Origin of the sequence: Myxococcus dinghuensis, from assembly GCF_024198235.1 — a bacterium.
GTDB classification, from domain to species: Bacteria; Myxococcota; Myxococcia; order Myxococcales; family Myxococcaceae; genus Myxococcus; species Myxococcus dinghuensis.
Genome location: NZ_JAKCFB010000003.1, coordinates 448,854 through 468,779, shown reverse-complemented (window position 1 = coordinate 468,779; position 19,926 = coordinate 448,854). Strand labels below are relative to the sequence as shown.

Genomic DNA, 19,926 nt, shown 5'->3' with positions numbered 1-19,926 from the left:
CCGTGCTGTTTCGGGGTGCCCACCGATGCGGCAGGCGAGAGAGACCGGCCATTTTGTTGACGGAGCCGGCGCTGTAAAGGGGGTCGTCTCCGAGGCCGAAAAATCGGCCTCCGCGCGATTGGCACGCGATCTCGCGAGCGATGCGCGCTCGCGGCGTGCGTGCGCGATGCACGAACTTTCCACTGGACATGGCTCGAGAGGGCTACAGCAGTCCGCGGGCCTTGACGTCCAGGTACGTGTTGAGCGCGGCCGCGCCGAAGCCGGTGGCCGGCGCGCGCACGACGAGCGCTCCGGCGTCGCGCAGCGTGGACGCCGTCCGGCGGTACTCGGATTCCAGCCGCGTGGCGGCCTGGCGCGCGTACGCGTCCTGGGCCTCGAGGGGGACGTCCATGGCCGCGTCGCGCACGTCCTCGTCGAGCAGCGACGCGACGACGGGCAGGTGCCGGGGCCTCAGGGCCAGCGTGCGGGTGAGCAGGCCCGCGGAGGCGTCCGGGTCCACCAGGTCCGTGAACAGCACCACCAGCGTCCTGCGCGACTGGCGGGCGAAGGCGAAGTCGTAGGCGCGGCCGTAGTCGCTCTCCTCCAGCGCCGCCTCGACGCGGTAGAGCGATTCGGTGATGAGCCGCAGGTGCTCGTGGCCCTTGCGCGGCGGGAGGAAGGCCGTCACGTCGCTGGCGAAGGCCATGACGCCCACGACGTCCCCGGCGTCGAGGCCCACCTTGGCCAGTCGCAGCGCCGCGTCCACCGCGTGGTCCAGCTTGCGCCGGCCGTGGACCTGGCCCGCCATGTGGCGTCCACAATCCAACAGCAGCAGCACCGGCTGGTGTCGCTCCGGCTGCCACGTGCGCACGAGCGTGTTGGCGTGGCGCGCGGAGGCCTTCCAGTCGATGTGGCGGTAGTCGTCTCCGGGGCGGTACTCGCGCAGCGACTCGAACTCACGCCCCTCGGACACGCGCCGCCGCACCGTCCGGGCGGAGGGGGCGTCCGCGGCGCGCGCCAGCGCCAGGGCCTCGCTGGAGAGCGCGGTGAGGTCCGGGTACACCTTCACCTGGCAGGCGGAGGGGACGCGCACCTGGCGCATGCTCAGCCCCAGCGGGCCCGTCAGCCGCAGGTGGAGGTCCCCGAAGTGCGCGTCGCCGCGAGCGGGCGGGGTGATGAAGTAGGTGAGCCGCGCGGGCGGGGCCGCGGGGCCGGGGCTCCGCGCGGGCAGCGTCACGGCCTGCCGGTGTCCGGCGCTCGTGACGTCCAGCGGGGGCTCGTCGCGCACCTCCAGGCGCAGCGGCGAGGCGCCCGCGTCGAGCCGCTCCAGCGTGAGGTGGACGGGGTTTCTCACGCCGGAGGACAGGATGGCCTCGACGTCGCGCCGCACGGCCACGTCCGAGGCGCGCGGGGCTCGCAGGAAGTCCACTCCACACAGGACGAGGACGGCCACGTCCAGGGCGAGGGCGAGCCAACCGAACGCGGGGCTCGCCACGGTCAGCGCGGCCGGGACGAGTCCCACGGCCAGCAGCGCCACCGCGAGCCCCGTGGGGACGGGACGGCCCTGGCTCACCGGGGGACCTTCACCCGCTCGAGCGTCTGCTTGAGGACGTCGTCGGCGGTGACGCCCTCCACCTCGGCCTCCGCCTTGAGCAGCAGCCGGTGGTTGAGGACGCTGGAGGCCACGCCCTTCACGTCGTCGGGCGTGACGAAGTCGTTGCCCATGAGCGCGGCGCGGGCCTTGGACGCGGCGAGCAGGGCCTGGGCCGCGCGGGGGCTCGCGCCCAGCTTCACGCGCGGGTTGGCGCGGGTGTCGCGCACCACGGCCACCACGTACTGGAGGATGGAGTCGTCGCACGTGACGCGCGCGGCGCGGGCCTGCAGCTCCATGAGCGTGGGCGCGTCCAGCACCCGGTCCACGGAGGGCGGGCGCCCCTCGCGCTGGTGGAAGGTGCGCAGCATGGTCGTCTCCGCGTCGACGTCCGGGTAGCCCACGCGCACGCGCATCAGGAAGCGGTCCAGTTGGGCCTCCGGGAGCGGGTAGGTGCCCTCCAGCTCCAGCGGGTTCTGTGTGGCCACCACGAAGAAGTGCGGCGGCAGCGCGTGGGTGACGCCGTCGATGGTGACCTGCCGCTCCTCCATGGCCTCCAGCAGCGCGGCCTGGGCCTTGGGGGGCGTGCGGTTGATTTCGTCCGCCACCAGCACTTCCGTGAAGATGGGGCCCTTCACCAGGCGGAACGCGTTGTCCTGCGGCTGGAAGACGTTGGTGCCGAGGATGTCCGCCGGCATCAGGTCCGGCGTGAACTGGATGCGGGTGAACAGCAGGCCCAGGGCGCCCGCCATGCTGCGCGCGGTGAGCGTCTTGGCCACGCCCGGCACGCCTTCCAGGAGCACATGGCCGCGCGCGAGGAAGGCGGTGACCAGGTCCGCGAGCACGCGGGGCTGACCGAAGACGGTGCCGCCGAGCGCCGCGGTGAGTCGGGAGAGGGGAGAGGCGTCGGACATGGCGCGTGGGGAGCGGAAGGTGGGGTCAGTCGTTGCGGCGCAAGCCGAGGAAGGCGCCCACGAGCGAGGCCACCGCGCCGAGCAGCGCGATGAACACCCCGAAGCTGGGTGACGAGTTCATGATCTCCTCGTTGCCGATGTCGTTGGGCACCAGCGTCGTGTCCGAGGAGACCTTGATGAAGACGATGCACCAGATGAGGCACAGGAAGGTGCCGAGCAACTGCGCCATCCACGGCACCACCTGATTGATGTTCGGGAACGTCTGGCGCACCCGCACGCCGATGGCGGACATCACGAACAGCGCGAGGACGACCGCGACCACGCCGGTGCTCATCAATCCGAGCACGTCTCCGTCCGCCGCCGTCTCCTTCCACGGCACGAAGGCCGACACGATGATGGCGGCGGCGCCGTAGAAGGCCACCTTGTCGCCGGTGTTCATCGCCCCCAGGAGCTCCTTGGCGTCCTGGATGAGCTCGTCCGGGTCGGCGATGGGCTGGTTCCTCGCCGCTTCCTCCTCGCGCAGGCTGCGATCCCACGGGTCGGACCCCGGGTCCTCGACCTGCTGGGGCGCGGCGCGCCGGGGCGCCGGGCCCGAGCCACCCCGGGAGGGCGCGGCGGGCCGCGACGCCCGGGGAGGCGCGTTGCGGACGACGTCGTTCATGTCGCGGATGTTGGTGGCGTCCGGGTTGGACGGAGCGGGCCGCGCGCCGGACTTCGCCGGGCGCGGGCGGGCCGGAGGCTTGGGGGCCGGGACGGGCGCGGCGCGCGCGTCGGTGGACTCCTCGTCGTTGTCCGCGGGCGGCGCGTCCGAGAGGAACGAGCCGTCGATGATGTAGTCGCAGACGGGACAGATGGACGTGTTGGCGGCTACCTTCGAGCCGCAGCCAGGGCAGTTCAGGACCGGCGCTCCTGCTGAGAGATGCGAACGCGCATCCTCGGAGCGCGGGGGCGCACGTGTCAAACGCCATGCGCCCTAACCCCTGGATTCTCACGGAGATTTGGCCTAGGCCCACCGCATGCGCCGCGCACGTCTCCGTCGTCTCCCGAGTCTGTCCCTGGCCCTCCTCGTCGCCGCCTCCGGTTGTGTCCGCGCGGTGCCGGGGCGAGACGCGAATCCCCCGGATCCTCAGGCCCTGGCCCGCATCCAGGACTGGGAGGACCGCCGCTCGCTCGGGGACGGCCAGTTGTCGGCGTGGGTGGGCGGGGCCGAGGACCCGCGTGTCCGCGCCCGGGCGCTGCGCGCGCTGGCTCGCATCCAGGACGTGACCACCTCCCCGGCGGTCATCGCGGCGCTGCGGGACGCCGATGCGCGGGTGCGTGGCGAGGCGGCGTTCGCGGCGGGCGAGCTGGCGCTCGCCTGGGAGCCCCTGACGGAGGACGAGCGGGCGGCCCTGGCGGGCCCGCTGCTCGACGTGGAGGCCAAGGAGGAGGACGCGTCGGCGCGGGCGGCGCAGTGGGAGGCGCTCGGTCGGCTCGCGACGCCGCCAGCGTTGGAGCGCCTGGTCGAGCGGCTCGGGGACAGGGACGTGGACGTCGCGGGCCACGCGGCGCTCGCGCTGGGGGTCGCCGCGAGGCGGGGTGGGGCGGCGGTCGTGAAGACCGTGCCCCTGGCGCCCGTGCGCGGGCTGCTCGCGGCGAACAACCCCGTGGAGGTCCGATATGCCGGTGCCTATCTGCTCGCGACCGCGAAGCGGACCGAGTCGCTTCCCACGCTGCGCGCGTGCCTGGCGGATGACGAGGCCGACGTGCGCGGCCTGTGCGCGAAGGCGTTCGGGGACGTGGGTGGGCCCGAGGACGCGATGGTGCTCGGACGGCTGCTGGACGACACCGTCCCACGCGTGGCGGCGGAGGCGGCGCGCTCGCTGGCGAAGCTGGCGGCGACGTGCAGCGGCCCGTGCACGGCGGTGGAGGCCCTGGAGCCCCTGGCGGCGCGGGCGAAGCGCGTGGCGCGCGGGCTGCCCCCGCCCGAGTCGACGGCGACGGGGGCGTCCTCTCCGGTGGAGACGCTGGCGCGCTCGGCGGAGGGCCATCCGCTGCTCGCCCTGGCGCAGCAGGGGCTGCCCGACTTCGGCGCGCCGTTGCTCAACGCCCTGCGGCTGGCGCTGGCGGACGCGGAGCGTGGGGCCGCCTCCGAGCTGGCGCGCGCGGACCTGGGTTGGCTGGACTGCCGGCTGGCGGCGGCGCTGGACCGACAGCGCGGGGTGGTCGCGGACACGGGCCACTGCGGCTTCGGTCGGGTGTCCGAGGCGCGGCGGCTGGCGCTGGGGCTCCGCGAGGTGGCCCAGTCCCCGGTGAAGACGCCCGCGGCGTTCGCGGTGGGCTACCTCAATCACCCGTCTCCCAGCGTGCGGCTCACCGCGATGGAGGTGCTCGCCGAACGCCCCGCGCCCCGGACCGCGACCGCCGTGCGGCCCCTGCTGGGCGGTGAGGACCTGGTGGTGGCGGGCGCCGCCGCCGCGACGCTCGGGCGGTTGAAGGACGAGGGGGCCTTGCCCGGCGTGGAGGCGCTCGCGGACCGCGTGCCGTCCGAGCCGGACCTGGCGGACCCGGTGGCGGGCGCGCTCGTCGCGCTCCAGGGGCCGGCCGCGGAACCGCGCCTGCGGCAGTGGCTGTCGTTGCCCCATGCCAACGTGCGCCGCGTCGCGGCCCAGGCGCTCACGCAACTCACCGGACAGCCGGTGCGCTCGTCGCGCGTGGAGCTCCCGCCCTACGCCTTCCGCCCGGAGCCCGCGCCGGCGGGAGCCGCGCTCGTGCTGCGCACCGACAAGGGCGACATCACCGTGCGGCTCGACGACGCGCAGGCGCCCCTCACCTCGGGCAACCTGTTCGCGCTGGCGCGCAAGGGGTACTTCAACGGCGTCACCTTCCACCGCGTGGTGCCGGACTTCGTCGCGCAGGGCGGAGACCCCCGAGGGGACGGGGAGGGCGGGCCCGGGCACGCCCTCCGCTGCGAGATGACGCGGCGGCCGTACACCCGGGGCACGCTCGGCATGGCGTTGTCGGGCAAGGACACCGGCGGCAGCCAGTTCTTCTTCACGCACGCGCCCCAGCCACACCTCGATGGCCGCTACACGGCCTTCGGCGAGGTGGTGTCCGGCCTGGACGTGGTGGACGCGCTCCTCGAGGGCGACGTCATCCGCGAGGCGCGGGCCGTGACGCTCACGCGCTGACGCGGGGCGGGGCGCGTCACCCGCCGCTGGCGCGGGCCAGCGGCGCGGGCGGGCCGAGCGGATGGCGGTGCCACCGCTCCAACTCGTCCGCTTCCATGGACTCCACCTGGTGGCGGATGCGCTGCCACTCCGTCTCCGGGACGTTGAGGAAGGCCTCGGCCAGGGTCGGGTCGAACTGCGTCCCGGCGCACCGGCGGATCTCCTCCCGGGCCACGCTCATGGGCCGTCCCTTGCGGTAGGGGCGGTCGGAGGTGATGGCGTCCACGGTGTCCGCGATGGAGAAGATGCGCGCGCCGATGCCGATGTCCTCGCCGGCCAGCCCCTGGGGGTAGCCCTTGCCGTCCCAGCGCTCCTGGTGCTGCAGGACGATGGTCGCCGCCTCGTGCAGGTACGGCATCTTCGCCATCATCCGGTAGCCGAACTCCGGGTGCTTGCGCATCTCCACCCATTCGTCCGGCGTGAGCGGCCCGGGCTTGAGCAGGATGGAGTCCCGCACGCCAATCTTGCCGATGTCGTGCAGGAGCGCGCCCTGCTCCACCACGTCCAGCGCCGCGCCCGTCAGCCCCACCTCCTCCGCCAGCCGCCGCGAATAGAGCGACACGCGACGCGAGTGCCACTGCGTCTCCGTGTCGCGGTAGTCCAGCGCGCTGATGAGCCCGTCCAGCAGGCCCGTGGTGCGCTCCACGACCCGCCGCTCCAGGTCCTGGTTGATGGCCACCAGCTCCGCGTTCTTCTGGGCCACCTCGGCCGTGAGCCGCTCGTTGGCCTCCACCAGCCGGAAGTGCTCGAAGGCCTGGCGCACGCTGCTGGTCAGGTCGCTGAGCGACCACGGCTTGCCCAGCAGCCGGAAGACCTCGCCCCGGTTGACGGCCTCGGACGCGGTGCGGAAGTCCGCCGCCGCCGTCAGCATCAGCCGCACCGCCCTGGGGTTCTTCTCGCGCAGCACGCCCAACAGCTCGATGCCGTTGAGGTACGGCATCATGAAGTCCGTGAGCACGACGTGGAAGCCTGTCTCCCGAGCGGCCAGGGCAGGGTCGCTGTGGCTGACCACTTCGTAGCCCTCCGTCTGGAGGATCCGGGAGAGCGCGGCGAGGATGAGAACGTCGTCATCCACCACGAGGATGCGGTCCATGCTGAGGAGGTCTCCGGCAGAGGCGGGCTTCGGGTCGTTATACACGCCTTCTGTCGGCCCCAAACAGAGGCCCAAACGACCCATCCGCGCTTGCAAGCCCCGGAAATCCTTGGAGGTTCTCCCTGTCCGCAAGATGCGGGGAACCAAGTGTGCTTGCCTGCCCGCCAAGGTGTGATTTATGGTGGGCGGCATCGCCGAACTTCAACGCTAACCCCTTGTAATCCTGGAGCAATCTCCGATGGCTAGAGCCCCAGCAGGGCCGGTGCCGGTGGTGGTGATGGGGCTGGGATTCATCGGGCAGGAGATCGCCAGGGCGGCGCTTTCCAGTCCCGAGGTGGAGCTCATCGGGGCCGTGGATACACACGCTTCCCTGGTTGGTCGCCCGCTGGGCGACGTGCTGGGAGGTCCCGCGCCACGTGTGAAGGTGGTGGACTCGCTGGAGAAGGCCGTGGGCCGCCGCAAGGGCGCGGTGCTGCTGCACGCCACCGGTTCGCGGCTCCCGCAGGTGATGGAGCAGCTGTTGTCCGCGGTGAAGCTGGGCCTGTCCGTCGCGAGCACCTGTGAGGAATTGGCCTTCCCCTACCTGAAGTACCCGGAGCTGGCGGACAAGCTGGACCGCGCGGCCGAGCGCGCCGAGGTGTCCGTGGTGGGCGCGGGCGTCAACCCGGGGTTCGTGCTGGACCGGCTGGTGGCCACCGCCGGACAGGTCTGCGGCCCGGTGCGGCGGGTGACGGTGACGCGGGTGGTGGACGCGCGCACGCGCCGAGAGGCCCTGCAGCGCAAGGTGGGCGCGGGCCTGACGGAAGAGGAATTCTTCGAGTTGGTGGATGGTGAGCAGCTCGGGCACGTGGGCCTGGTGGAGTCCGCGGCACTCGCGGCCCTGGGCCTCGGGTTGGATTGCGACGACTACGAGGAAGAGGTAGCCCCTGTCTTCGCGGAGGAGGACATCTCCGGCGGCGCGTTTGCCGTGAAGAAGGGACGTGTGGCGGGCATGTTCCAGTCGGTCGTGGGGTTGGAGGACGGGCAGGAGCGGGTGCGACTGGAGCTGACCATCGCCGTGGGGGCGGATGAACCGAAGGACCGCATCGAAATCGACGCGGATCCTCGACTGGTGTTGGAAATCCCGGGGGGAGTGGCGGGCGACCGGGCCACCGCGAATGCGCTGGTGAATGCCGCGCCACGCTTGACGGCCGCCGAAGCAGGGCTCCTCACAGTGCTCGAGCTTCCGGCCGGACGTTAGAGTCAGGAGAGGGATAATGCTGGACAAGAACGCGATCGGCCGCGCCTCGCCGCCGACGCTCAACGAAGTGGAGAAGGGTGCCATCCGCCGCTTCGCGGAGGCCATCGGCGACTACAACCCGATCTACTACGATGAGGAGTACGCGCGCGCCTCGGGCTATCCCACCATCATCGCGCCTCCCACGTTCCCTGCCTCGTTCCATTCGGCGGCGGACCTGCGGGAGCTCCTGGGCGTAGGCATCAAGAGCCTGCTGCACGCCGAGCAGGGGTTCGACTACGAGCGGCCCATCTTCGCCGGGGACCGCATCTACGTCTCCACCCGCGTCGCGGACGTGTCCGAGCGGCAGGGGATGTCCGGGAAGATGGACATCGCGGTCATCGAGGACGAGGGCCGCGACGAGGAAGGCAATCTCGTGTTCCGCGCGCGCCGGACGCTGGTGGTCCGCGCCGCCAAGGAGACGCCGTGATGCCCGCGCGCAAGCTCTACTTCGAGTCCATCCGTGTCGGCGACGAGCTGCCGGCACTGGCCAAGGCCCCCGTGGACCGCGTCCAGCTCTCGCGCTACGCGGGCGCCTCCGGCGACTTCAACCCCGTCCACGTCGACGAGATCTACGCCAAGAGCGTGGGCATGCCGAGCGTGTATGCCCCGGGCATGCTGGTCATGGGCATGCTCGGCCAGCTCATCAGCGACTGGGCCCGCGGCGGCCAGATGCGGCGCTACAACGTGCGCTTCATCAAGATGGTCTGGCCCGGCGACACCGTGGTCTGCAAGGGGCGGGTGAGCAACCGCCACGGCACCGGCGGCCGCTACTACGTGGAGATCGACCTGTGGGCGGAGAACCAGCGCGGCGAGCTGGTGATGAAGGGCTCCGCGCAGATCCAGTTGTTCTATTCGCTGGAGGACGAGAACCGGCAGCGCTCGGGACAGGCCCCGCTCGTCATCGAGGTCCCCCGCGAGAGCCTCGCCCCGCCTGCTCCCACGACCGCCTCCTCGCCCGCCTCCTCTCCGGGCGACGTGCCCTCCGCCTCCGACGAGGATGACGAGGACGACGAGGCGTCGGACGAGCGCCGCGGCGGCGCCACGTCCAAGAAGACCGCGCCTCGGGAGAAGCCCGCCGCGAAGACGGCGACGCTGCCCTCGGCCCGGAAGGCCAAGAAATAGCGGTTGGCCATGGCGGTCCCTTGCCCCGTGGGGAGGGCGGCTCATCCGGCCCCCTCAACGCGGGGTGTCATTCAGGGTTGACTCAAAAATCAGCCGCCGCCACACTTCCTGTGTCTCATTCGCGCCGCTGACCCGGGACCCTCCTGCGTGGGGGTGGGCAGCGAGCCGTCACGCAGGAGTGGCCATGTCCGCCGGCATCAACACCTACAAGACCGACCTTCGAGAGATCTTCTTCACGTTGTTCGAGCAGTTCGGCTTCGGCCAGGTGGCCGGTCAGGCGCCCTATGACGCCTGGGGCTCCGACGAGGCGAAGGCCGTCTTGACGGAGACCTACCGCTTCGCGCGCGAGGTCCTCGGGCCCCTCAACTCGGTGGGCGATCGCGAGGGCTGCCGGGTGGAGAACGGCTCCGTCCTCACGCCGACGGGCTTCAAGGACGCGTGGAAGAAGCTCTACGAGCAGGGCTTCAAGACGGTGTCGGTGAGCCCGGAGCACGGCGGCCAGGGCGCGCCGATGATGCTGCAGGTGACGGTGGAGGAGCTGCTGTCGGGCGCCAACACGGCCTTCAACATGTACCCGGGCCTGTCGTTCGGCGCGGCCGAGGTCATCGCCGAGTGCGGCACGAAGGACCAGCAGCACCTGTTCGTGGAGCGCATGCTCAACGGCACGTGGGGCGGAACCATGTGCCTCACGGAGCCGCACGCCGGCTCGGACGTGGGCGCGGCCAAGTCCACCGCGCGCCGCAACGGCGACGGGACGTACAACATCAAGGGGACGAAGATCTTCATCTCCGGCGGCGACCACGACATGGCGGAGAACGTCATCCACCTGGTCCTCGCGCGCATCGACGGCGCGTCCCCCGGCACCAAGGGCCTGTCGCTCTTCATCGTCCCCAAGCTGCGCATCAACAAGGACGGCTCGTCCGGCCAGGCCAACGACGTCACCGTGGGCTCCATCGAGCACAAGATGGGCATCAACGGTTCGGCGACGTGTGTGCTGAACTTCGGTGAGAACGACGGCTGTCTGGGCGAGCTCGTCGGCACCGTCGAGCACGTCGGCATGAGCCAGATGTTCAAGATGATGAACGGCGCGCGCATCGCCGTGGGCATCCAGGGTGTCGCGCTGGCGGCGGCCGCCTACTTCAACGCGCTGGACTACGCGAAGGACCGCAAGCAGGGCTCCCACTTCACCAAGTGGAAGGACCCCACCGCGCCGCGCGCCGCCATCATCGAGCACCCGGACGTCCGGCGCATGCTGCTGGACATCAAGTCCCACGTGGAGGGCATCCGCGCGCTGGTCATCAAGCTGGCCATGCACACGGACAAGGCGCGGCAACTGGCCGGCAAGGACGACGAGGCGGCCACCTACCACAAGGGCCAGGTGGAGCTGCTCACCCCGCTGGTGAAGTCGTACGGCTCCGACCAGGCCTTCCGCCTCTGCGCGCAGGCCATCCAGGTCTACGGCGGCGCGGGCTACATCCAGGACTACCCGGTGGAGCAGTACACGCGTGACTCGAAGATCTTCTCCATCTACGAGGGCACCAACCACATCCAGGCCATGGACCTGGTGGGCCGCAAGCTGGGGCAGGCCGGCGGCTCGCACTTCCAGCAGTTCATGGGCGACGTGGGCGCGTTCATCGAATCGTACCGCGAGCACCCCGTGTACGGCGACGCGGTGAAGACGCTCGCCAGCGCCCAGGAGGCGCTGATGTCCAGCGCGATGACGGTGTTCGGCTGGTCGCAGGACGGCGCCAAGTTCCCGCTGATCCCGCTGTCCGCCAACCGCTTCCTCACGATGATGTCCGAGGTCGCCGTGGGCTGGCTGCTGCTCGACGCGGCGCTCATCGCGGAGAAGGCCAAGGCGGACCTGTCCGCGGACCACCCGGACCGCGCCTTCTACGAGGGCAAGAAGTTCAGCGCCCTCTTCTACGCCCGCAACGTGCTGCCCGGCGTGGAGCAGGCCGCGCGCCTCATCGCCATCGAGGACACGTCGCCCATGGACATCACCGACGGGATGTTCGCGTCCGTCTGAGGTCGGCGTCGGCCGGAGGGGAGCGCCCGCGCGGGTTCCCCTCCCGGGCCAGACGCGGAGAAGGCCACCGGGGCGAGTGCCCGCGGTGGCCTTCGTGTTTCCAGGAGGTCGGTGTGGCTTCGGCGTGGCGGGCTATTCGCCCTCGCGCACGCCGATGGCGAGCTGGGCGAGGCCGGCCTTCTTGGCCAGCTCCATCACTTGCACCACGGTGCCGTGGGGGACCCCCTCGTCCGCCTGGACGATGACCACGGTGTCCGGGTCCTTCTGCTTGGCGTCCTCGAAGGACTTCTTCAGCTCCTCCTCGCTGACGACGTTGCCGGCGACCATGAAGCGTCCGTCCGCGAGCACCGCCACGGACATGTCCGTGGTGCGGGCGGTGACGTCCGCGGCGCCGCCCTTGGGCAGGTTCACCTTGAGGCCGGACTTGGCGCCGCCCCCCGGGCCCTGCTGCACGATGACGGAGCTGGTCACCATGAAGATGATGAGCAGCACGAGGAAGATGTCGGTGAGCGGGGTGATGTTGATCTCCGCGAAGACGCCCTCGTCGCCGTCCTCGTTGGACCCCGGTGTCTTGCCCATGCCCATGGTGCGTGCTCCCTGGCCCTAGGCGGGCTGCGTGTCCACGCGGGTCGCGGTGGCCGGCGGCTGCGAGTCCCGGGAGATGACGGGCTCCGGCGGAGGCGGGGGGCTGCTGGCGCGCTCCTTGAGCAGCTCCGCGAACTCGTCGCCCAACAGCCGCAGCTCCACCTGCACGCGCGACAGCCGGGCCTGGAAGTAGTTGTAGAAGACCATCGCCTGCACGGCGACGAGGATGCCCACCGCGGTGGCGACGAGCGCCTCGGAGATGCCGGTCATCACCGCGCCGGTGCCGCCGGTGCCGCCGGACGACACGTCGAGGCCCAGGTCCTTGAACGAGCGCATGATGCCCGCCACGGTGCCGAACAGGCCCACGAACGGGGTGATGGACCCGATGGTGGCGAGGATCCACAGGTTGCGTCGCAGCCGCAGGCCCACCTGGGCCCGCTCGCGCTCGACGGCGGCCTCCACGCCCGCGCCACCGGACGTGCGCGTGCGCTCCCAGCGGTCGAAGCCCGCCAGGAAGATGTCGGCGGCGACGGCGTCGGAGCGCTCGGCCGCGGTGCGGGCTGCCGCGACGTCGCCGCGCAGCAGGTGCTTGTTGACTGCCTCGCCCAGGAGGCGGGAGCGCTCGCTCACGCCCCACAGGGCGATGAAGCGCTCGACGGCGACGATGAGGGCGCCCACGGAGGCGAGCAGCAGCAGGGCCAGGGTGACGCCGCCGAGGCGGAGGTAATGGAGGATGTCGTTCAGGCTCATTGGTGGGTGACCTGGCAGGGCGCCATGGCCCAGACTAGATGATATGAACCGCGCAGCCGCCGCAATCTTCCTGGCAGTGCTCTGTTCGGCCTGCCCCAAGCGCATCGAGTTCGGTCCGGAAGGCCAGCTCACCGACGCCGAGCAGGTCTTCCAACGCGTCCGACAGAACCAGGACAACGTCGCGTCCCTGGAGGGCGACGCCAAGCTCCACGTCGACTCGCCCCAGCAGAGCGGCACCCTCGGAATGTTTCTGTCCGTGACGCGGCCGGGGCTGCTCCACCTGGAGACCTTCGACTTCTTCAACCGGCCGCTCGCCTCCCTGGTGGCGGACGGCACGCGCTTCGGCCTGTATCAGGCCCAGACGAATACCTACTACCAGGGACCCGCGAGCCCGCAGAACGTGTCGCGGTTCCTGCCGGTGGTGCTGCCGGGCGAGGAACTGGTGGCCATCATGCTCGGCCAGGTGCCGCTGCTCCCGCCGGAGCGGATGACGCTCGAGATGGACATGAAGGAAGGGGTCTACGTGCTGACGCTCTTCCGCGGCCCCGCCACCCAGGTGCTACAGGTTCACCCCAAGTACCTGCGCGTGGTGAAGAGCCAGGTGCGCGGCGTGCCGGGCTACGACCTGGCCTTCGACGACTTCCTCGAGCGCGGCAACCTCATCTTCCCCGGGCGCGTGGAGCTCATCGCCTCGCAGGCGAAGACGAAGATCCAGCTGCGCTACCAGCAGGTGAAGCTGAACGGGCGCCCGGACCTGACGCTCTACGACCTCGCTCCCCCGGAGGGGGCGAAGGTGGTGGAGGTGGATGACGCGGGGCGCGAACTGGCCGCGCCGCCCCCCGAGTCGACTCCGCCCCCGGCGCCGGGTTCCTGACCTGGCAGGCACGGAAGAAGGAGCGCGGACGCCGGAGTCGGGTAGAGTGGCCCCCACGACATGGCACAGATCAAGCTCGGAGAACTGCTGATCAAGGCGAACGTGCTCCAGGAGAGCCAGCTGAAGGCCGCGCTCGCCGAACAGGCGAAGTGGGGCGGGAAGCTGGGGGAGATCCTGGTCCGGATGAGCCTCGTGTCCGAGGACATCCTGGTGCGAGCGCTCTCCAAGCAGCTCGGCATGCCGGCGGTGAACCTGGACGCGGTGCAGATGGTGCCGGCCCACGTGAAGGCCAAGATTCCGTCACAGACGGCGCGGGACTTCTCCGTGCTGCCGTTGCAGCTTCGCGACGAGGGCAAGACGCTCGTGGTGGCGATGTCGGACCCACTCAATGTCCGCATGCTGGACGAACTGCGCGCCGTCACCAAGTGCCGCATCGTCCCCAACGTGGCGGGCCGCACCTCCATCGCCCGGGCCTTCGCGCGCATCTACGAAGAGAACATGGAGCTGGAGGACGCGGACACCAACTTCAAGGTGGTGGACGCCCAGGGCCGCACGGTGGTGAAGAACCTGAAGGACCTGGACCCGGCGGCCGCGGCGGTGGCCTCCGCGCCCAAGCCCGCGCCACCCCCCGTCGCGGCCCGTCCCGCGCCGCCGGTCATGGAGGTCCCGTCCCGCAGCGCCCCAGGAGGCAGCCCGGCGGACCTCCTGCGCAGCGTGGAGGAGGTCCAGCGCAAGGAGGTCGCGGCGCTCAAGGCCATGGTGGAGCTGCTCATCGAGAAGGGTGTCTTCTCTCGCGACGAGTACCTCGCGAAGGTCAAGCGGTAGTCCGGCCCCATGCGCAAGAAGATTGGCGAGCTGCTCGTCGAGGCGGGAGTCGTGACGGCGGAGCAGGTGCGGGTGGCGCTCGGGCGCCGGGGTGCTCCGGGGACGCAGCGGCTGGGTGAGGTGCTGGTGGCGCAGGGCGTGTGCGCGCCCATCCACGTGGCACGAGCGCTGGCGGTCCAGCACGCGCTGCCCTTCGTGGAGCTGCCGGAGGAGATTCCGTCCGAGGTGTCGTCGCTCGTGTCGCTGGACTTCCAGTCCGAGCACCGCGTCCTGCTGTTCCGCAGCGAGGTGGAGGGCCGCAGCGAGCGCATCCACCTCGCGGTGGAGGACCCGGGGGACCTCACCCTCGTGGACGAGCTGCGCTTCCAGTTGCGCAAGCAGGTTCGCGTGTTCGTCGTCGCGTCGGATGACCTGGACGCCGCGCTGGCACGTGCCCGGGGGGAGCCGTTGGACATCGTGGAGGCCATGGCGCTGGAGGAGGACGACGCCGCAGGCGCGCCCCCGCCGGTCGCCGCTGGTACGCCGTTGGAGTGGGACATGCCCGAGACACCGAAGCCCCCAGCGAAGCCCGCAGCCCCCGCCGCTCCCGCTCGCCGTCCCGGGACGCCCCCGCCGCCGCCCGCCGAGGCGTTGTCGGGGCAGGGGGGAGATGCCCTCGACGACCTGCTCGGCGTCCGCGCCGCGGCGGCCCGTCCTCCGCCCCCGCCGCCCATCCTGGAGGCGGACGAGGAGGAGGAAGAGGCGTCCGCCGACAAGCCCCGCGTCCCGGTGGTGATGTTCGGCGGCGCGGCGAAGGGCTCGCGGCCGGCGTTGGCGCTGACGCCCACGCCGGATTTCTCCGATGACGACCTGGCCATCCTCGACGACCTGGAGCGCATGTCGCGCGGGGACGAGGCGGTGCTGGACACGGAGAAGGTGAAGCCCGCGCGCATGGTGGCCAGCCTCATCCGGTTGCTCATCCGCAAGGGGCTCATCCAGGAGGTGGAGTTCCTGGAGGAGCTGGCCAAGAAGTGACGGGCGCGGCGCGGCCTTCCGGGGACGGCCCCCTCCTGGACGTCCGGGGGCTCGTCGTGGAGTTGGCTCGGGATTCAGGGCCCGTGCGCGCGGTGGACGGCGTGTCCTTCAGCGTGGCGCCGGGAGGGACACTCGGCGTGGTGGGCGAGAGCGGCTGTGGCAAGAGCCTCACCGCGTTGTCCGTGCTGCGCCTGGCGCCGGAACCTCCGGTGCGCGTCGCGGCGGGGCAGGTGCTCTTCCAGGGGCAGGACCTGCTCGCGCTGCCCCAGGACGCGCTGCGCCGGGTGCGCGGTCGCCACGCGGCCATGGTGTTCCAGGAGCCGATGACGTCGCTCAATCCCGTCTTCACGGTGGGAGAGCAGATCGCCGAGGGCGTCCGGCTTCACCTGGGCGCGTCGCGCTCGCAGGCGCGCGAGCGCGCGGTGGAGATGCTCCGGCAGGTGGGCATCCCCGCTCCGGGCGAGCGCGTGGACGCGTGGCCCCACCAACTGTCGGGAGGCATGCGGCAGCGGGTGATGATCGCCATGGCGCTCGCGTGCGACCCGGCGCTGCTCATCGCCGACGAGCCGACCACCGCGCTGGACGTCACCATCCAGGCGCAGATCCTCGAGCTGCTCAAGCGGCTGCAGGCCGAGCGGGGCATGGCGGTGATGCTCATCACCCATGACCTGGGCGTGGTGGCGGAGAGCTGTGACACGGTGGTGGTGATGTACGCGGGCCGGGTGGTCGAGCACGCCCCGGTGCGGGAGCTGTTCGCGCGGCCCGCGCACCCGTACACCGCGGGGCTCTTGCGCTCGTTGCCGGCGTTGGCCCGGGGGCAGGAGGAGGGCGCTCCGGGGGCGCGGCGCAGGCTCCGGGCGATCCCCGGCATGGTGCCCTCGTTGGGGCGGCTGCCCACCGGATGCGCCTTCCGGGAGCGGTGCGACCGCGCGCAGGAGCTCTGCGCGCGGGTGGCGCCGGTCCTCGAACCCAAGCGGGGCGCCCAACTGGCGGCCTGCCACCACCCGGTGCCCGCGTCATGACGGAAGGACCGCTGCTCCAGGTGGAGGGATTGAAGGTCCACTTCCCGGTCCGCGGAGGGCTGCTGGGGCGGGTGCGCGGCGCGGTGCGCGCCGTGGACGGCGTGTCGTTCGACGTGGCGCGAGGCGAGACGCTGGGGCTGGTGGGGGAGAGCGGCTGTGGCAAGAGCACGTTGGGGCGTGCCCTGCTGCGGCTCGTCCCGTCCACGGAAGGCCATGTCCGCTTCGACGGGCAGGACCTCACCCGGATGTCCCAGCGCGCGCTGCGTCCGCTGCGCCGGCGGATGCAGCTCGTCTTCCAGGACCCCTACGCGTCGCTCAACCCGCGCATGACGGTTCGAGACATCCTGGGGGAGCCGTTCGACATCCATGGCCTGGCCCGAGGCCCCGGTGAGCGCGAGCGCGAGGTGGCGGCGCTGCTGGACGCGATGGGGCTGCCGCGCGAGGCGATGGGGCGCCAGCCGCACGAGTTCTCCGGCGGGCAGCGACAGCGGCTCTGCATCGCGAGGGCCATCGCCCTGCGTCCGGACCTCGTGGTGGCGGACGAGCCCATCAGCGCGCTGGACGTGTCCATCCAGGCGCAGATCGTCAACCTGCTGGTGGACCTGCAGCGCGAGCGCGGGCTCACCTATGTCTTCATCGCGCACGACCTGAACATCGTGGAGCACGTGTCCACGCGCGTGGCGGTGATGTACCTGGGCCGCATCGTGGAGCTGGCGCCGTCCGCGGCGCTCTACCGCCGTCCTCACCACCCGTACACGCAGGCGCTCCTGTCCGCGGTGCCGGTGCCGGACCCCGGCCATTCCCGTCCCCGGTTGTTGGTGCCGGGAGAGCCTCCGTCGCCCCTGGCCCCGCCGCCTGGGTGTGCCTTCCATCCGCGCTGTCCCCAGGCGATGGAGCGCTGTCGTCACGAGTCGCCGCCGTTGTATCCCCTGGGGGGAGGCCACGCCGCGGCCTGCTTCCTGGCGGAGGCGGAGTCTCGACAGGCCGCGCCCGCCCCGTTGTCCGCAGGAGGTGTCGACGGTGTTCTGGCTCAGTCACCATCACCCGGATGAGTACAACCGCACGTACCTGCTCGGAGGGCTGCGGGTGTGCGCGCGGTGTCTGGGCACCTACCCGGTGATGCTGGCCGCGATGGTGGGCCTCTTCGCCGCGCGGGCGCCGCTCCACTGGGCGTTCGACGTGCCCGCGGTGCTCCTGCTCACGTTGCCGGCGCTCGTCGACTGGGCGGTGGGACGCTTCCGTCCGGTCTCGGGTTCCAACGCGGTGCGCACGGCGACGGGTGTCCTGCTGGGTCTGGCGCTCGGCCGTTCGCTCCACGTCCACCTCCAGCGGCCGCTGCCCGTCGTGCTCCTGGCGCAGGCGGGGCTGGTGACAGCGGTCGCGCTCCCTGTCATTCTCGCCACTTACCAGAGGCCACGTCCTGGATAGACCGCCGCGAGCCGTCGCCCGTTAAGAGGGCACGGGTTGAGGGTGGGCCGAAGTGAGCGTGGCTCCACGAGCGATGGGGGAGTGTTGGGACCGGAAACCTCAGACGAGCGGCTGATGCTCGCCTTCCAGGCGGGGGATGCTCGTGCCTTCGAGGTGCTGGTGCGAAGGCATCGGACACCGGTGTTCAACTTCATCCTTCGCTTCGTCGGGCACCGCGCACGGGCCGAGGACGTCCTGCAGGAGACGTGGCTGAAGGTGGTACGCAGCGCCGGCGAATACCAGGCGAAGGCCCGCTTCACGACGTGGGTCTACACAATCGCGAGGAACCTCTGTGTGGACAGCGCGCGCAAAGAGAGCTACCGCCAGGCCGCGTCGCTGGAGGCCCCGGTGAACGGGGCGGACGGCGACGAGGGCCGGGCGCTGGGCGAGGCGCTGCCGGACGCGGGGGCGAGCCCCGAGCGTGGCGCCCACAACGCGCGCCTGCGCCCCCTGCTGGAGCGGGCCCTGGCGTCGCTGCCGGACGAGCAGCGCGAGGTCTTCATCCTCCGCGAGTACAGCGGCATCCCGTTCAAGGACATCGCCGAGGTGACGGGCGTCTCGGAGAACACGGTGAAGAGCCGCATGCGGTACGCGCTCGATGGCTTGCGCCGGCGCCTGGCGGAGCTGGGCGTGGACGGCGACCTGGCCGAGGATGGAAGGACGGTGGTGGGATGAAGCCGCAGAACCTCCATGCGCACGAGGACCGGCTCCTCGACTTCGCCTACGGCGAACTGGCCGCACCGGACGCGCAGGCCGTCGAGGCACACCTGCAGGGCTGCACCCGCTGCACCCAGGCGCTCGCCGACATCCGGGGGGTGCGCGTCACCATGGCCCACCTGTCGACGGAGAGTGCCCCCGACGCGGGACTCGACTCGCTGCTGGCCTATGCGCAGCAGGCCGCGCGTCGCGCCGCGGAGGGGCCGGCTCCAGCGCCCTCGCGTTGGCGCCGGTGGCTGCTTCCCGTCATGGGGCTCGCGTCGGTGGCGATGGTCGGTGTCTTCGCCCTGCGCAGCGTGGCGCCGGTCGCCGAGGCTCCGCTCGCGCTCCGCACCAACGCGGACCTGAGCCGCCAGGTCGCCGAGGCCGTTCCCCCCGAAGCGCGCCACCCGACGTCCTCCGCGGCGCCCCCGGCCCCGGCTGAGGCACCCATGGCGATGGCCATGGCGCCAGCCCCGGCGCATGCCGAGCCGTTCGACGGCGAAGCCCCCAAGGAGTCGTATGCGAAGAAGGCTTCGTCGACGCGGGCGAAGGCGGAGCTCGAGTCTGGCCGGGCCGAGGGCTGGGAGAGCGCTGGGAGCGGCGGAGGACTGAGTGGGGCGGTGGCCCAGGGGCCTCGTGGTGGCGCCGCGGCGAAGTCCAAGGCTTCGGGGCAGTCGGTCTCGGACCCGCCCGCTCTCGGGCAGAAGGAGAAGAGCGTTCCGAGGAAGCCTGAATCCGTGGAAGGCGGTGCCCTGGATAACCAGGTGGCCGTGGCCGAGGCGCGGCGGGAGCCCTTGCGGCTGGGGGGCTCGACCTCGCGCGAGGAGGCCGAGTCCTCGTTCGACGATCTCGCCGGGATGGAGAAGGACACGGACGACATGGCACCTCCGCCCGCCGCGCCTGCCCTGGCGGCCGAGGCTCCACGCAGGGATGCCGCGGTCCAGCGCCCGGCCCCCAGTGCTCCTGCCGCGGCCATCCCGGGGCAGGGTGGGGTGGAGACGAAGGGGGGCCGGTTGCCGCCCACCGCGTCCAGGTCCCGGTCGCTCCCGTTGCCCGCGAAGAAGCTGGATGATGACCGGTTGGGCGGTGCCCCTGCGACTCCTCCGCAGGATGCGGACAAAGGTGGGAGGCCCTCCTCGATGGAACTCTCCCGCCAGGCGCAGGACGCGAGGCGCTCGGGGAACCGGGAGCTGGAGGTGAACCTGCTTCGCCAGGCGCTCTCCGTGGAGACCTCTGGGACGGAGCGTCTGGGCCTCCTCAACCGGTTGTGTGACGCGGAGTTTGCACTGGGGCGACGGCGGGAGGCACAGGCCGCCTGCAACCAGGTCCTGTCGGAGGCGCCGGGTTCCAGCGCGGCGCAGGTGGCCCGCTCCCGGCTGATGCGGCAGGATGGCGCCCTCGAGGCACCGGCCGCGCCTTCTCAGCCCACGGAGTAACGCCGCCCGCTTTCCCAGGAATTGAAAAGAGGGGAAAG

The 19,926-nt window shown here is 71.5% G+C and carries 19 protein-coding genes; 13 read left to right on the top strand and 6 right to left on the bottom strand.

The features are described from left to right. Nucleotides 1-202 precede the first annotated feature (202 nt). Genes LZ198_RS06870 through LZ198_RS06860 form a run of 3 tightly spaced genes read right to left on the bottom strand, consistent with a single transcriptional unit; the run spans nt 203 to nt 3,445 of the window. On the bottom strand, nt 203-1,552 hold the full coding sequence (locus LZ198_RS06870) for a DUF58 domain-containing protein (RefSeq protein ID WP_253971065.1): 1,350 nt from the start codon (nt 1,550-1,552) through the stop codon (nt 203-205). Continuing rightward, complete coding sequence (locus tag LZ198_RS06865; protein ID WP_253971064.1) at nt 1,549-2,484, bottom strand: AAA family ATPase; 936 nt, start codon at nt 2,482-2,484, stop codon at nt 1,549-1,551. Before LZ198_RS06865 ends, LZ198_RS06870 begins: the two co-directional genes overlap by 4 nt. 25 nt (nt 2,485-2,509) lie before the next feature. Further along, nucleotides 2,510-3,445, bottom strand: a complete 936-nt coding sequence (locus LZ198_RS06860; protein ID WP_253971063.1) for a zinc ribbon domain-containing protein — start codon at nt 3,443-3,445, stop codon at nt 2,510-2,512. 55 nt (nt 3,446-3,500) lie between these two features. Here LZ198_RS06860 and LZ198_RS06855 point away from each other — a divergent pair, with 55 nt between their 5' ends. Further along, complete coding sequence (locus tag LZ198_RS06855; protein WP_253971062.1) at nt 3,501-5,654, top strand: peptidylprolyl isomerase; 2,154 nt, start codon at nt 3,501-3,503, stop codon at nt 5,652-5,654. A 16-nt stretch (nt 5,655-5,670) separates the two neighbouring features. Here LZ198_RS06855 and LZ198_RS06850 read toward each other — a convergent pair whose 3' ends face one another. Further along, entirely contained in the window at nt 5,671-6,786 is a 1,116-nt protein-coding gene (locus LZ198_RS06850; RefSeq protein ID WP_253971061.1) for an HD domain-containing phosphohydrolase, read from the bottom strand. Between the two features lie 238 nt (nt 6,787-7,024). On the opposite strand from LZ198_RS06850, the gene LZ198_RS06845 reads away from it, so the two are divergent. From LZ198_RS06845 to LZ198_RS06830, 4 genes are all read left to right on the top strand, one after another. Beyond that, nucleotides 7,025-8,026: an NAD(P)H-dependent amine dehydrogenase family protein gene (locus tag LZ198_RS06845; RefSeq protein ID WP_253971060.1), complete on the top strand. Its 1,002-nt coding sequence runs from the start codon at nt 7,025-7,027 to the stop codon at nt 8,024-8,026. 16 nt (nt 8,027-8,042) lie between these two features. After that, entirely contained in the window at nt 8,043-8,492 is a 450-nt protein-coding gene (locus LZ198_RS06840; protein ID WP_234070579.1) for a MaoC family dehydratase N-terminal domain-containing protein, read from the top strand. Beyond that, nucleotides 8,492-9,187 (top strand): MaoC family dehydratase, encoded by a 696-nt coding sequence (locus LZ198_RS06835; RefSeq protein WP_253971059.1) that lies wholly within the window; start codon nt 8,492-8,494, stop codon nt 9,185-9,187. Before LZ198_RS06840 ends, LZ198_RS06835 begins: the two co-directional genes overlap by 1 nt. Nucleotides 9,188-9,371: 184 nt before the next feature. Beyond that, entirely contained in the window at nt 9,372-11,216 is a 1,845-nt protein-coding gene (locus tag LZ198_RS06830; protein WP_253971058.1) for an acyl-CoA dehydrogenase, read from the top strand. Nucleotides 11,217-11,348: 132 nt separating this feature from the next. Here the strand turns inward: LZ198_RS06830 and LZ198_RS06825 are convergent, their stop codons facing one another. Both LZ198_RS06825 and LZ198_RS06820 read right to left on the bottom strand, forming a co-directional pair. Then, nucleotides 11,349-11,801 carry an ExbD/TolR family protein gene (locus LZ198_RS06825; protein WP_253971057.1) on the bottom strand — a complete coding sequence of 151 codons (453 nt, stop codon included), beginning with the start codon at nt 11,799-11,801 and terminating at the stop codon, nt 11,349-11,351. An 18-nt stretch (nt 11,802-11,819) separates the two neighbouring features. Next, complete coding sequence (locus LZ198_RS06820) at nt 11,820-12,551, bottom strand: MotA/TolQ/ExbB proton channel family protein (RefSeq protein WP_253971056.1); 732 nt, start codon at nt 12,549-12,551, stop codon at nt 11,820-11,822. A gap of 43 nt (nt 12,552-12,594) precedes the next feature. Between LZ198_RS06820 and LZ198_RS06815 the strand changes: the two genes are divergently transcribed. The 8 genes from LZ198_RS06815 to LZ198_RS06780 all read left to right on the top strand — a co-directional run bounded on the left by LZ198_RS06815 (nt 12,595) and on the right by LZ198_RS06780 (nt 19,888). Further along, complete coding sequence (locus LZ198_RS06815; protein WP_253971055.1) at nt 12,595-13,425, top strand: DUF4292 domain-containing protein; 831 nt, start codon at nt 12,595-12,597, stop codon at nt 13,423-13,425. A gap of 60 nt (nt 13,426-13,485) precedes the next feature. After that, complete coding sequence (locus tag LZ198_RS06810; RefSeq protein WP_253971054.1) at nt 13,486-14,250, top strand: GspE/PulE/PilB domain-containing protein; 765 nt, start codon at nt 13,486-13,488, stop codon at nt 14,248-14,250. A 9-nt stretch (nt 14,251-14,259) separates the two neighbouring features. Then, a complete protein-coding gene (locus LZ198_RS06805; RefSeq protein WP_253971053.1) occupies nt 14,260-15,264 on the top strand; it encodes a GspE/PulE/PilB domain-containing protein in 1,005 nt (334 codons plus the stop codon). Beyond that, nucleotides 15,261-16,286, top strand: coding sequence for an ABC transporter ATP-binding protein (locus tag LZ198_RS06800; protein ID WP_253971052.1), 1,026 nt, complete (start codon nt 15,261-15,263; stop codon nt 16,284-16,286). Before LZ198_RS06805 ends, LZ198_RS06800 begins: the two co-directional genes overlap by 4 nt. Continuing rightward, entirely contained in the window at nt 16,283-17,338 is a 1,056-nt protein-coding gene (locus tag LZ198_RS06795) for an ABC transporter ATP-binding protein (protein WP_253971051.1), read from the top strand. Before LZ198_RS06800 ends, LZ198_RS06795 begins: the two co-directional genes overlap by 4 nt. Continuing rightward, nucleotides 17,307-17,714, top strand: a complete 408-nt coding sequence (locus LZ198_RS06790) for a DUF2085 domain-containing protein (RefSeq protein ID WP_253971050.1) — start codon at nt 17,307-17,309, stop codon at nt 17,712-17,714. The genes LZ198_RS06795 and LZ198_RS06790 overlap by 32 nt, the downstream gene beginning before the upstream one ends. 81 nt (nt 17,715-17,795) lie before the next feature. Beyond that, nucleotides 17,796-18,428: an RNA polymerase sigma factor gene (locus tag LZ198_RS06785; protein WP_323382070.1), complete on the top strand. Its 633-nt coding sequence runs from the start codon at nt 17,796-17,798 to the stop codon at nt 18,426-18,428. Further along, the gene (locus LZ198_RS06780) at nt 18,425-19,888 is read left to right on the top strand and encodes an anti-sigma factor family protein (RefSeq protein ID WP_253971048.1); all 1,464 of its coding nucleotides are present in this window, start codon (nt 18,425-18,427) and stop codon (nt 19,886-19,888) included. The genes LZ198_RS06785 and LZ198_RS06780 overlap by 4 nt, the downstream gene beginning before the upstream one ends. The last annotated feature ends 38 nt before the right edge of the window (nt 19,889-19,926 follow it).

Coding starts and splice junctions, on each gene's coding strand:
- LZ198_RS06805 (WP_253971053.1), top strand. CDS start 14,260: ATGCGCAAGAAGATTGGCGAGCTGCTCGTCGAGGCGGGAGTCGTGACG.
- LZ198_RS06795 (WP_253971051.1), top strand. CDS start 16,283: ATGACGGAAGGACCGCTGCTCCAGGTGGAGGGATTGAAGGTCCACTTC.
- LZ198_RS06815 (WP_253971055.1), top strand. CDS start 12,595: ATGAACCGCGCAGCCGCCGCAATCTTCCTGGCAGTGCTCTGTTCGGCC.
- LZ198_RS06780 (WP_253971048.1), top strand. CDS start 18,425: ATGAAGCCGCAGAACCTCCATGCGCACGAGGACCGGCTCCTCGACTTC.
- LZ198_RS06840 (WP_234070579.1), top strand. CDS start 8,043: ATGCTGGACAAGAACGCGATCGGCCGCGCCTCGCCGCCGACGCTCAAC.
- LZ198_RS06820 (WP_253971056.1), bottom strand. CDS start 12,551: ATGAGCCTGAACGACATCCTCCATTACCTCCGCCTCGGCGGCGTCACC.
- LZ198_RS06825 (WP_253971057.1), bottom strand. CDS start 11,801: ATGGGCATGGGCAAGACACCGGGGTCCAACGAGGACGGCGACGAGGGC.
- LZ198_RS06835 (WP_253971059.1), top strand. CDS start 8,492: ATGCCCGCGCGCAAGCTCTACTTCGAGTCCATCCGTGTCGGCGACGAG.
- LZ198_RS06830 (WP_253971058.1), top strand. CDS start 9,372: ATGTCCGCCGGCATCAACACCTACAAGACCGACCTTCGAGAGATCTTC.
- LZ198_RS06810 (WP_253971054.1), top strand. CDS start 13,486: ATGGCACAGATCAAGCTCGGAGAACTGCTGATCAAGGCGAACGTGCTC.
- LZ198_RS06855 (WP_253971062.1), top strand. CDS start 3,501: ATGCGCCGCGCACGTCTCCGTCGTCTCCCGAGTCTGTCCCTGGCCCTC.
- LZ198_RS06865 (WP_253971064.1), bottom strand. CDS start 2,484: ATGTCCGACGCCTCTCCCCTCTCCCGACTCACCGCGGCGCTCGGCGGC.
- LZ198_RS06845 (WP_253971060.1), top strand. CDS start 7,025: ATGGCTAGAGCCCCAGCAGGGCCGGTGCCGGTGGTGGTGATGGGGCTG.
- LZ198_RS06850 (WP_253971061.1), bottom strand. CDS start 6,786: ATGGACCGCATCCTCGTGGTGGATGACGACGTTCTCATCCTCGCCGCG.